This window comes from Azospirillum sp. FG154 (genome assembly GCF_057809575.1).
In genome coordinates, this window is record NZ_JBMDKF010000001.1 from 411,528 (window position 1) to 423,380 (window position 11,853).

General features: G+C 65.2%; 11 protein-coding genes. 3 read left to right on the top strand and 8 right to left on the bottom strand.

The window, feature by feature from the left end; translation table 11 throughout:
- Positions 1 to 37: 37 nt before the first annotated feature.
- From lptE to ACODS4_RS02055, 4 genes are all read right to left on the bottom strand, one after another.
- Entirely contained in the window at positions 38 to 580 is a 543-nt protein-coding gene (gene lptE / locus ACODS4_RS02040; protein ID WP_488860194.1) for an LPS assembly lipoprotein LptE, read from the bottom strand.
- On the bottom strand, positions 567 to 3,137 hold the full coding sequence (gene leuS / locus ACODS4_RS02045; protein ID WP_488860196.1) for a leucine--tRNA ligase: 2,571 nt from the start codon (positions 3,135 to 3,137) through the stop codon (positions 567 to 569). The genes lptE and leuS overlap by 14 nt, the downstream gene beginning before the upstream one ends.
- A 102-nt stretch (positions 3,138 to 3,239) precedes the next feature.
- A complete protein-coding gene (locus tag ACODS4_RS02050; protein WP_488860198.1) occupies positions 3,240 to 3,779 on the bottom strand; it encodes a DUF3576 domain-containing protein in 540 nt (179 codons plus the stop codon).
- Between the two features lie 195 nt (positions 3,780 to 3,974).
- The gene (locus ACODS4_RS02055) at positions 3,975 to 5,075 is read right to left on the bottom strand and encodes a porin (RefSeq protein ID WP_488860200.1); all 1,101 of its coding nucleotides are present in this window, start codon (positions 5,073 to 5,075) and stop codon (positions 3,975 to 3,977) included.
- Between the two features lie 609 nt (positions 5,076 to 5,684).
- Between ACODS4_RS02055 and ACODS4_RS02060 the strand changes: the two genes are divergently transcribed.
- Entirely contained in the window at positions 5,685 to 6,770 is a 1,086-nt protein-coding gene (locus ACODS4_RS02060; RefSeq protein ID WP_488860202.1) for a porin, read from the top strand.
- A 108-nt stretch (positions 6,771 to 6,878) separates the two neighbouring features.
- Here the strand turns inward: ACODS4_RS02060 and ACODS4_RS02065 are convergent, their stop codons facing one another.
- Positions 6,879 to 7,421 (bottom strand): hypothetical protein, encoded by a 543-nt coding sequence (locus tag ACODS4_RS02065; protein ID WP_488860204.1) that lies wholly within the window; start codon positions 7,419 to 7,421, stop codon positions 6,879 to 6,881.
- A 95-nt stretch (positions 7,422 to 7,516) separates the two neighbouring features.
- On the opposite strand from ACODS4_RS02065, the gene ACODS4_RS02070 reads away from it, so the two are divergent.
- A complete protein-coding gene (locus ACODS4_RS02070; RefSeq protein WP_488860206.1) occupies positions 7,517 to 8,236 on the top strand; it encodes a YggS family pyridoxal phosphate-dependent enzyme in 720 nt (239 codons plus the stop codon).
- On the opposite strand, the gene ACODS4_RS02075 is transcribed toward ACODS4_RS02070, so the two are convergent.
- The 3 genes from ACODS4_RS02075 to ribA all read right to left on the bottom strand — a co-directional run bounded on the left by ACODS4_RS02075 (position 8,221) and on the right by ribA (position 11,022).
- Positions 8,221 to 8,778, bottom strand: coding sequence for a L,D-transpeptidase family protein (locus tag ACODS4_RS02075; protein ID WP_488860208.1), 558 nt, complete (start codon positions 8,776 to 8,778; stop codon positions 8,221 to 8,223). The genes ACODS4_RS02070 and ACODS4_RS02075 overlap by 16 nt on opposite strands.
- An 8-nt stretch (positions 8,779 to 8,786) precedes the next feature.
- Positions 8,787 to 9,689, bottom strand: coding sequence for a hypothetical protein (locus tag ACODS4_RS02080; protein WP_488860210.1), 903 nt, complete (start codon positions 9,687 to 9,689; stop codon positions 8,787 to 8,789).
- Between the two features lie 163 nt (positions 9,690 to 9,852).
- On the bottom strand, positions 9,853 to 11,022 hold the full coding sequence (gene ribA / locus ACODS4_RS02085; RefSeq protein WP_488860212.1) for a GTP cyclohydrolase II: 1,170 nt from the start codon (positions 11,020 to 11,022) through the stop codon (positions 9,853 to 9,855).
- 207 nt (positions 11,023 to 11,229) lie between these two features.
- Here ribA and ACODS4_RS02090 point away from each other — a divergent pair, with 207 nt between their 5' ends.
- Positions 11,230 to 11,763 (top strand): glycosyl transferase, encoded by a 534-nt coding sequence (locus ACODS4_RS02090; RefSeq protein WP_488860214.1) that lies wholly within the window; start codon positions 11,230 to 11,232, stop codon positions 11,761 to 11,763.
- The last annotated feature ends 90 nt before the right edge of the window (positions 11,764 to 11,853 follow it).

Genomic DNA, 11,853 nt, shown 5'->3' on the forward strand with positions numbered 1-11,853 from the left:
AACGGCGTCCTTGTGGCCGCCCCGCAGGCGGAGGCGCTTACGGTTGACGGCCAAGATGCATGGCGACGCGGGTGGTGATGTCGTTCGAGATGTCCAGCAACGCCCGATCATAGGCGTTTTCGACCGTCAGCACGCCCGCGTAATGCTGCTCAAGAACATTGTAGCTGATGATCGTCCGGGAGCTGGATTTGAACACCACCGCGCCGTTGGTGGTGTCGATCAACCGGTAGGGCGCCGTCACGTTGAGCTGGGCGCGCACCGCAGAGGCGTCTTTCTGCAAGGCCAGTTTCTGCTCGCTGGCGGTCAGGGAAACCTCCAGACGGTAGCGCGTGCTGCTGGGCCGACTCGACGGGTAGAAACGGTCGATCAGCAGGTTGCGCAGCTTTTGCCCTTCCCGGTCGGGGATGGGGCCGATGTCGACCTCGCTCAGCTTTTCCGTCGCCCCCGCCCCATAGCTTTTGTCGCCGTACAGCGGCTGGAAACCGCAGGCGGACAGGAGGACGAGGGCGAAAGCCAGAAGCCCGCCCCGCAGGGCGGGCGCCAAGGCGCGGCGGACACTGTTGAGGTCAGACGACGACATTAATCACCCGGTTCGGGACGACGATGACTTTGCGGACGGGCTTGCCCTCCAACGCACGTTGCACGTTGGCGTCCGCCAGAGCAACCTGTTCGGCGGCGTCCTTGGCCATGTCGCGCGGCAACTCCAGCGTGGCGCGCAGCTTGCCGTTGACCTGAACGGCCATGGTGACGCTGTCCTCCACCACCAGGGCGGGGTCGGCCTCGGGCCAAGGCTGGTCGGCCAGCAGGCCGCTGTGGCCCAACTCGATCCACAGCTCTTCGGCCAGATGCGGCATCATCGGGCCGATCAGGCGGACGACCGACTCGAAACCTTCGCGCAGAACCCAGGCTTCGCCCTCTCCGGCGCCGTCCAGCTCGCCAAGGGTGTTGGACAGTTCACGAACGCGGGCGACCGCCTTGTTGAAGCGGAATTTGTCGAGATCCTCCGACATTCCGGCGATGGTCTTATGGACCAGGCGGCGGGCGGCTTCGGCCTTGGCGCTGAAGGCGACGGGCTTGGGCGATCCGGGGGCGGGCAGGGCGACCGGCGTTTCGGTCATCATCCGCCACAGGCGGTTGATGTAGCGCCACGCCCCGTCGATGCCGGATTCGGTCCATTCCAGATCGCGTTCCGGCGGGCTGTCGGACAGCATGAACAGGCGGGCGGCGTCGGCGCCGTAGGTGCCGATGATGTGGGCCGGATCCACCACGTTCTTCTTGGACTTCGACATCTTTTCGACGCGGCCAACCGTGACCGGGACCTTGCTGTCGGCGCGGACCCACTGGCCCTTGTCGTCCTTTTCCAGATCGGTCGGGGCGAGCCAGGCGCCGCTGTCGGCGTCCTTGTAGGTCTCGTGGTTGACCATGCCCTGGGTGAACAGGCCGGTGAACGGCTCGTCCAGGTTCAGATAGCCGCAGGTCTTCAGCGCGCGGGTCCAGAAGCGCGAATAGAGCAGATGCAGGACCGCGTGTTCGATGCCGCCGATGTACTGGTCAACGCCCAGCCAGTAATCGACCGACTCGCGGGTGAAGCCGGTGGAATCTTCCTTGGGCGAGCAGAAGCGGGCGAAATACCACGACGACTCGATGAAGGTGTCGAAGGTGTCGGTTTCGCGCAGCGCCGGTTTGCCGCAATCGGGGCAGGTCGTGTGCTTCCACGTCGGGTGGTGCGACAGCGGGTTGCCCGGCTTGTCGAAGGTCACGTCTTCGGGCAGCACGACCGGCAACTGGTCGGCGGGAACCGGGACGATGCCGCAGGAGTCGCAATGAATGACCGGAATCGGGCAGCCCCAATAGCGCTGACGCGACACGCCCCAGTCGCGCAGGCGGTACTGGGTGGTGCGTTCGCCTTGACCCGCCTCTTCCAGCCTTTTGCCGACCTCTTGCTTGCCCGACTCGGTGTCGAGTCCGTCGAGGAAGCGCGAGTTGCGCAGCAGGCCGGGGCCGGTGTAGGCCTCGGTCCCCACCGTGAAGGTCGCCGGGTCGGCGTCGGCGGGAACGACCACCGGCAGCACCGGCAGGCCGTATTTGCGGGCGAAGTCCAGATCGCGCTGGTCATGGGCCGGGCAGGCGAAGATCGCGCCCGTGCCGTATTCCATCAACACGAAGTTGGCGACGTAAACCGGCAGCTCCCACCCCGAGTCGAAGGGGTGAACGACCTTCAGGCCGGTGTCGAAACCGCGCTTTTCCGCCGTTTCGATGGCTTCCTCGCTGGTGCCCAGCCGGTTGCATTCGGCGATGAAGTCGGCCAGTTCCGGGTTCGATGCGGCGAGTTCGGCGGCCAGCGGGTGGTTGGGCGAAATCGCGGCGAAGGAGGCGCCGAACAGGGTGTCGGGCCGGGTGGTGAAGACCTCCAGCGTGTCGGCGCGGTCCTTCAGCGCGAAGCGGAAACGGACGCCGGTCGATTTGCCGATCCAGTTTTCCTGCATGACGCGGACGCGCTCGGGCCAACGGTCCAGCGTCTCCAGGCCCTTCAGCAGATCCTCGGCGAAGGCGGTGATTTTCAGGAACCACTGGGACAGCTTGCGCTTTTCGACCAGCGCGCCGGTGCGCCAGCCGCGCCCGTCGATCACCTGTTCGTTGGCCAGCACGGTGTTGTCGACCGGATCCCAATTGACCCAGCTTTCCTTGCGGTAGGCGAGGCCCGCCTTCAGGAAATCCAGGAACATTTTCTGCTCGTGGCGGTAATATTCCACGTCGCAGGTGGCGATCTCGCGGTCCCAGTCGATGGACAGGCCCATCGTTTTCAACTGGCCGCGCATGGTCGCGATGTTTTCGCGCGTCCAGGCCGCCGGGTGGGTCTTCTTTTCAAGCGCGGCGTTTTCGGCGGGCAGGCCGAAGGCGTCCCATCCCATCGGGTGCAGGACGTTGAAGCCCTTGGCCCGTTTGAAACGGGCGATCACGTCGCCGATGGTGTAGTTGCGGACGTGGCCCATGTGGATGCGCCCCGACGGATAGGGGAACATCTCCAACACATAGTATTTCGGACGGGACGCGTCCTCACGCGCGGTGAAGCAGCCTTGGCTCTCCCACGCGCTCTGCCACTTCGCTTCGGTTTCCTTGACATTGTAACGCGACATGAGGAGGACGCCGTTTCCCGTTGAATCGATCAGCTTGCAGAGAAGGAGGCGGGGGCGTGTCGGCCACCCCCCGCCGGTCTTGGCCTGTGGCGCGCGAAAGCCTTAGCGCGCGGCGGCTTGCGCGGCGACGCGCAACTGGCGGGCGCGGGTCAGAACCGCGTCTTCCAGCGTGCTGGCGGTTTCGGCGCCGACGTTGCTGTCGCGCCAGTCCGATCCATTGCGCTGCTGCTTGAACACCGACACCCGCACGCCGTCGGCGCGCAGTTGCTTGTCCAGAATGTAGAGATTCACCTTGAAACGTTCATTGGGCGTTTCCGGCGCGGTGTACCAGTCGGTCAGGATGACGCCGCCAAACGGATCGGCGGACGCGATGGGCATGAAGGACAGGGTGTCGAGCGAGGCGCGCCACAGGAAGCTGTTGACGCCAAGACCGCTGGCGTTGTCCTGCTCGCCGCTGCCGCGTTTGTTCTTGCCGAACAGGTTGAAGCCACCCTCGGTGCCGAGGATGCTGCCGTACTTATAATCCTTCTTCATTTGCTCTTCCATCGTCTCGGTCTTGCCGCCCCAACTGGAGCAGCCGGCGGTCGCGAGCGACCCGACGACGAGGACGGAGAAGAGCTTCAAGGCATGGACACGGCGCATGATTGGAAACCCAACGTCAAGAATGGGGATGTGCGCACGATGCCGTGCACAGGTGCCGCTGAAAAGACCATAAAAGCCCGACCGGGCGCAACAGGGGAGAGAGGCGTCGCGCCGGGAAAGCCGAGGCAAAAAAAAGCGGCAGCCCGAAGGCTGCCGCTTTCCTGGAACCATCCAACAGAGATCGGTTGATCCCTATTAGAAGGAGATCCAGCTGCGCAGAATGACGACGTTCGCCTTGTCGTCGTTCGCGGCGAGGTTGGTCTCGTCGTCGAACTTGACGTAGGCGTACTCGGCGCCGACCACCAGACCGGGGGCGACCTTGTAGTTCGCGCCGATCGAGTAGTAGTCCTGCTTGTCCTTGCCGGCGATGGCCTGGCTGCCTTCACCCGAACCGTGGGTGTAGCCGATGCCAGCGGTGATCGGGCCAGTGACGTACTGGGCGCCGATGTTCCAGACCTGGAAGTTCGACTTGTTGGCCGAGGACTTGGTCAGGCCGGAGTCGTACTTGTTGATGTAGCCGCCGCCCAGCGTGAAGCCGGCGTAGTCGATCGACAGGCCAGCCTGGACAGCCGACAGACCTTCAACGGTCGACAGCTCGTTGCGGCCGCCGGTGTAACCAACGCCAGCCTTGACGCCAACGCCCGAGAAGGTCTCGGTGTAGTTGACGCCCAGTTCCCAGATGTCCTGGTAGCCGGCGGTGGTGTTCTTCACGCGGTCAATGTCGGTGAAGTTGCTGCTGGGCTGCGGGGTGAACGAACCACCGATCTGGAAGCCCGAGAAGCGCGGCGAGGCGTAGAACACCTTGGTGCCACGGCTGTTGTCGGTCAGCGTCAGGTCGGCCATGGCGGTGTTGATGCCCGTGCCGTTGCCGGTCGAGGCCCAGTTGACCGGCTCGTCCCAGAAGCCCAGGAACGAGTAGTCGATCGGACGGAACACCGCGCCCAGATCGTCGCTGTAGCTGTTCGACACGCCCAGACGGACATGGCCGAAGCTGCCGTTCAGGAACATGTAACCACGATCCGCTTCGGTGACGCGGTCGTTGGTGTTGTTGCGCAGACGCAGACGAGCGCCGTACTCAAGGCCGTTGTCGGCCTTGGCCGAAGCGACGATGTTCAGGCGGAAGCGGTTGTTGAATTCGGTCGAACGACGGTTGGTGTCGCGGTCCTGGTCGACAAAGCCGGCCTGGAAGAACGCGTCGCCACCGATCTTGAGATCAAACTTCGCCTGGGCGTTGGCCGAGCCGGCGCCCAGCGCCAGCGCAATGGCGGCAGCGCCGGCCAGAAGATTACGGTTCATGGTGTTGTCTCCATCCTGGCAACAAATTCATACAGCCCGGTTTGTTCCGTGGCCATGCCCAGTGGTACGCACAGCCGATGCGAGCGACAAGCGGGAAACGCGATGAGCGCAGCGTTGATGGAACAGTGTGGCAAGTTTAGCACAATTTTGCAGGCGCCCGATCCCATCGCCTGATTCAGCGCAAGCTGTCGCGGCCCTGCGCCATGAAATCTTCATGGAAGAGATAGGGCGGCGGATTCCTTTGACCTTGAGTTTGAGGTGTGCGGCGCAACAGAAACATTGCGAACTCCTCCGTTTCGACTCCGTTTCGGGTCCAAAGGAACGTTTCTTCATTGTGTCCGTATTCGCGACTGTTCAAGCATTTTCCAATCAACGGGAGAGAGTCCAAAATTTTTGCAAATAGCGCAAAAAGCAGGCGACGCGATGCTTAAAATTCAAGCCAGAACCGGATTGTTTTGGTCTCTTACTGATTGGTCTGTGTCGAATGTGCAACTTGATAAAAGGATTACAATGGGAAGTCATTTTCGGGCTTGTCTGGAAAAAGACAACAGGGCTAAGTCGGACAACTCCCCCGGGGGACGGGGCTTTAATAAGAAGGACAACACGATCATGAAGCGTACTCTCCTCATCGGCTGCGCCGTTTCCGCCATCGTCGGCGCCGCTGGCGCCGCGTCGGCTCAGACGAAGTCGAAGTTCGACATCCTGGTTGGTGGCGACGCTTATTTCCTGGCCGCCTACGCCAAGGAAGACATTGACACGAACCTGCGGTCGACTGAGTTCAGCAACCGCTTCCGCATCCACTTCACGCCGACGGCCAAGGCTGACAACGGCCTGGAATACGGCGCCCGCGTGCGTCTGCGCGCCGCCAACGCCAACCGCACGGTTGACGCGGATCGTGGCTTCCTGTTCGCCAACGGCGCCTTCGGCACCATCCAAGCGGGCGTCATCAACGGCCTGGGCGACGAGTACGGCAACATCGGCCCGAACGCCGATGGCGTCGGCGGCACGCCGGACGGCAACGCCCTGAACTTCTACGCGGGCAGCCTGCCCTACGCTCTGGGCAACCTGCGCACGCAGGATTCGGCGGACAACGCCACCAAGCTGGTTTACCTGACCCCGGTCTTCTCGGGCTTGCAGTTTGGCGCCGCCTACACCCCGCGCACCGGCGACTATTACACCTCGGTCAACCGGACCAAGAACACCACCAACTACTTCGACGCGGGCGAACTGGGCGCTTTCTACAAGGGCGCTTTTGGCGACGTGACGGTTGACGCCAGCGCTGAATACAGCTTCGGCAAGGCTGGCGTGTCGAGCGTCAAGAACCTCAGCTCGGGCCACGCTGGTCTGACGCTCGGCTACGGCGCCTTCAAGTTTGGCGGCAGCTACGCCTACAGCGGCAAGAGCGGCCACGCGAACACGGCGACCAACCTCGACAAGAACCAGGTCTGGATCCTGGGCGCTCAGTACGCGGTCGGCGCGCTCACCTTCGCGGGCACCTACACCGACGCCAAGGGCGGCGTCGAGAGCTTCGCCGCCACCACCAACGCCAAGGCTCACCTGTGGCAGGCCGGCGTCACCTACGCCATCGCGCCCGGCCTGACGACCAGCCTGGAATACAGCTTCCTCGACAACAAGGTTGGCAGCGTCAACAACGACGCCAACATCGTTCTGATCGACACGCGCGTCGCGTTCTGATCAACGTTGTTCTGTTGAGTGAAAGGGCGGCGGGGAAACCCGCCGCCTTTTTTCTTGGAGTCGCTTGTGGGTCGGGCGCGGGGAATTCTGACGCTGGCCTTCCGGAAATCACTTGGTCTTTTTGGCCGTTGTGGTTTCGCAAAGGATCAGCATGGCGGCCTCCTGCAAGGGAACCCAGACCATCAGGACGTGGCGCTTGTCCTTGTCGGCAAATTGGGCGACCGTTTCCTTGTCGGTGATGGCGGGCGAGGTTGACGCGGTGAGCTTGTAGCTGTTCTTGGTCAAAGCCGCTTGCGTTGAGGCGAAGAGCCGGTCGAGCGAGGCTTGATCGTCCTTTGCGAACTCCCAGCCGAACTGTTCCTGCTTGCCGCATTTGCGACCGGCGTCAGCGGCGATCTTGCTCAGATAGGCGCGGTAGGTGCCGTCGTCGGTGAGCGGAAAGGCGGGGATCGCAAAGGGAATCTGCGCCAGCGGAGAACCAGCCATGGTGCGCGACGTGGCTTTTGGGGCGTTCTCAGGTTGGGCCTGGAGGGACAGCCCTTGAGGCGCGGCTTTGGTTTCGGCCTGGACGCCCGACGCGCTGGTCAGAACAACCATCGCCAGAATGGCGGCGGCTGCCGAGCGGGCCGCCATGTGCAACCGTTTCCGCATGCGTGGTCTCCTTAGGGATGCTTGCGTTTCGACAGGCTGTCCGCTACCACGCCGGACGGGCGTCTGTACACCCCACCGACCAGAAAGGACACGCCATGGCGCGCGCGCAGGGCATGGATTCCTCCCCCGATGCCGATGGAACCATCGCGTCACGCTTGATCGCGGTTCGTGACCGCGTCATGGCGGCGCAGGCTGGCGACTCGAAGGGATCGTCTCGTCCGGCGACGCTGATCGCGGTGTCGAAGACCCATCCGGCGGAGGCCGTGGAAGAGGCGTTGGCCGTCGGCCAGCGCGTGTTCGGCGAAAACCGGGTGCAGGAGGCCAAGGGCAAGTTTCCGGACCTGAAGGCCCGCTTTCCCGATTTGGAGCTGCATCTGATTGGCCCGCTCCAGACCAACAAGGTCAAGGACGCGGTGGCGCTGTTCGACGTCATTCAAACGCTGGATCGTCCCAAATTGGCCGAAGTCTTGGCCGAGGAGATGGCGAAATCCGGGCGTCGTCCCCGCTGTCTGATCGAGGTCAACACCGGCGAGGAACCGCAAAAGGCGGGCGTGTCCCCCGTTGAGGTCGAGTCGTTTCTGGCGGACTGCCGGGATCGGCTTGGGCTTCCCGTCACCGGATTGATGTGCATTCCGCCGGTGGACGAAGAAGCGGCGATGCATTTCGCTCTGCTCGCCGATCTGGCCCGACGCCTTGGTTTGGCCGAGGTCAGCATGGGGATGAGCGGCGATTTTGAAACGGCCCTCCGTTTCGGCGCCACCCATGTCCGGGTCGGAACGGCCATTTTTGGGTCGCGGCCCTATCCGGCGGGTTGAGCCGACGCCGTTTGCGGATTGGGGATGGTCACGGCGCTGCCCGGTCCGCACTCTTTCAGAAGATCCAGAAGATCGGTCAGCGCCAAGGCGACGCAACCCGCCGTCGGCCGCCAATCCGGGCGGGCGACGTGCAAAAACACGGCGCTGCCCAGTCCGGGAACGATGGGGTCGTCGTTGTGGCCGATCACCACGATCACGTCATAGACGCCATCCTCCCGCCACAGCGACTCGTGGCTGGACGGGTGCGGGCGTCGGACGGGCTGGTTGTAGGCGGGATCGCTCGGCGCGTCGCACCAGCCATCGTCGGGCGTGATGGGCTGGGTGGGCAGGTCGGTGTCGGGGCGGGGCAGGCGATCCGCGCGCCACAGCACCCGGCGCAATGGAAAACGGCCAACGGGCGTGGCCCCGTCGCCTTCGCGCTTGTCCGCGCGAATGCCGCCACGGCCCAACGCGCAGCGGACCGGTTTGCCGAGCGACGTCTGGTCAGCCGACGTCAGGTCCGTCCAGGTCAGATGGCCATCGGGGTGGACGGCGATTTCCATTGGTCCGCTCAACTGGACACCCGCATGGTCGGGGCGGCGGATTGCGCGGCTTTGCGGGATTGCTCGTATTTCGCAAGGTTGCGCATCATCGTTTCCGACAAGGCTTCCGGCGATCCGTTCACGTTGGGCGCCGCCTGAGCGTTGACCGGGATCGAGCCGGGCATTGGCGCGGCGTATTTCGGCGCGGCGTGCTTGACCAGGGTCGAGCTGGCCAGCGGGGTGTCGCGCGCCGGCATCTTGCTGGCGGCGATGGTCGCCGCGTTGGAGGATTGCGGGTTGGCGGCCATCAAGGAGGCGGTTGCGGCGGTGTTTGCCGGGGCGCCGATGGGTGGGCGGGCCATCGACGCGGCGGTGAGTTTGATCGGCGCGCCCACATTGGATTGATTCGCGTTGGCGACCGCCGCGCTGGCGACGCTGGAGGGGTTGGCCGCCGCCAGAGCGGGAGCGGCCTGGGGCGTTGCGGGCTGGGCGGGGGACGCGGCGGTCGCCGCTCCCCCCGCGTTCGCCGCCGTGGCGACGGAGGCGGCGGGATGGGCGTCCTCTCCGAAGCCAAGCGCCGCCAGGGTTTGATCGCCAAGATCCTGGCCGCTGGTCTGTTCAGCCACCGCGTTGGCGATGGCGGCCACGCCGCCGACCACGCCGCCATAGAGAATGCCGCCCATGACGCGGGCCGCTGGCTGAATGGTGTCGCCGGTTATGTTGCGGTAGAGCGTGTTGACGATGGGAATGTGTTGCAGCGGGTTGATGACGTCGAGAAAGTCCCAAAAGGACATCTCGCCGCTTTGTTCGGGAATCCCGCCCTCGCGCCCATCGTCGCGCCCATAGCTTCCGACCGGCGACGAGTCACGCTCGCGGGCGACAACCGGGCGCGCCGTGGCGGTGTTCTCATATGAGGTGGCGTCGATGGCCATGGGCGCTCTCCCGGCACGAAGGTCATTTCAGACAGAAGCAAACAATGTGCCAGCTCTGAAAGCCATCTTTGCGCCGATTCACCCGGAATCGGATTCCCCCGTGGACGCGGGGCGGCAAGAACTGCCGGGCGTTGGGGGCGATTCCTGCCCCGAACCTGTGGAATCAGAACATGTGGCCGCTGCGTTCGGCCTTGGTGCGCAGATAAGCCTCGTTGTGGCCGTTGGCTGGGAAGATGTGGGCGACCCGCTCGACCACGGCGATGCCGCAGCGGGCGAGCTGGCGCAGCTTCTCCGGGTTGTTGGTCATCAGCCGCACGGAGTCGTAGCCCAGTTGACGCAACATCTCGGCGGCGGGCAGATAGACCCGCTCGTCGGCCTCAAAGCCCAAAATCTCGTTGGCGTCCACCGTGTCGAATCCCTGGTCCTGGATGCGGTAGGCGCGCAGCTTGTTGACCAGCCCGATGCCGCGCCCTTCCTGGGCCAGATACAGCAGAACGCCGTCGCCCTGGCGGGCGATTTCGGCGATGGCCCCGCGCAGTTGGTCGCCGCAATCGCAGCGCAGCGATCCCAGCAGATCGCCGGTGAAGCATTCCGAATGCAGGCGGGCCAGCACCGGTTGGTTGGGATCGGGATCGCCGATGACGATGGCCAGATGCTCCGGCCCGCCGTCGGCGGGGCGGAAGGCAAAGATCCGCGTGTTCTCCGCCCCGCTCAGCGGCACCCGCGCGTCGGCGACGCGGCGCAGCGTGCGCACCACATGCGCCCGGTAATCGGCGACGTCGCGGGCGCGCACCAGCAACAGATCATGCTCGGCGGCCCAATCGGCGGCGTCGCGGTTGGCGCCAACCACCGCCGCCGTGATCGCGGCGGGCAGCAGGCGGGCCAAGCGGGCGAGATCGACCGCCGCCGCGTCGCGGCTGTGCGCGTCCATCAGGGTGACGGTCAGACCGGAAGGCAGGGCGGCTTCAGGGGCGCGCTGTTCCGGGTCGGCCAGAGCGTGCGCCTGGTCGGCGGTCAGCCCGCCGACGCAGCCAAGGGCGACGACGCTGCCGGACAGGGCGGGGGAATCGTCCTCCCCCTCGGCCAGCAGGCCAAGGACGATGGCGCGGCGGCGGGTGACGGCCAGGCTGGGCGCGCCGCCGGTCAGGCTTTTCAGCCGCTGCACCGCGTCGAGCGGCACCGATTCCACCGACACGGCGGCGCCGATGGAGCCGTCGGTGTTTTCGATGGCGACCACCTCGCCCCGGCGCAGCGCGGCGAGCGCGCGGTCCACGGCGCGCACGGCGGCTTCGTCAATCGGGGGGATGCTGTCAGGGCGGCGTTCGGCGTGCATTGTCGGAATACTTCGTGGCAAAAGCGAAAGATGGTGCGCGGGGCGGGCGAAGCAAAGCGCAGGTGGCGCGCCCCTGTCCAGCGTTTCCCGCGCGCCAGACCGTTGCTGTGGCCGCAACGGTGCGGGCGGACCTGCGACCAATGGGCAGGGGCCTGCTGCGGCGCAACCGATTAAGATGGCGCCAACTCAGCCCAAGGAGCCTGTTTCGTGTCTTTCCATGCCGTGATCCCCAACGCGCCTTCCAGCGATTCCTACGCCTTGCGGATGATCGCGGCGCTGGCGCGCGTTGTGGGAACGACGGCGACCTTGCACCGGCTGCCCGGTCCCCATGCGCAGCTTGATCCGTCGGCCATCTTCGCCGCCGAGCTGCTGGTGTCGCGGTTGCCCGATGGCGCGGTGGTGTTGATCGACGGAACGACGCTGCCCAATCTGGCCGCCGCGCTGTCGCTCGACGACCGGCGTTTGCGTCTGGTCGCTCTGGTGGAGCGCCTGCGCTGGACCGAACCGGGGTTGAGCGCGCAGGCGGCGGCGGCCCACCGCCACATCGAACAGGGCGCGTTGGCCTTGATGCGGGCGATCGTCGCGCCGACCGCCGCCGTCGCCGCCGAGGTGAGCGCGCTGGGGGTGACGCCCGACGCCGTGCTGCGCGCGGCGGGGGACGAAGCGGGCGCGCGGGCGTTGCTCGCCCGTCTGCCCGAGGTCGTCGGGTTGGCGATGGCCGATGAAGCGCCCCCGCTCTGACGACGCCGCTCTGACGGGGCCGCTCTAACGGGGCCGACGACAAGGAGTCTCGGCTCATGATAAGGTCCGGGCGATTTTCCCGGCATGGTT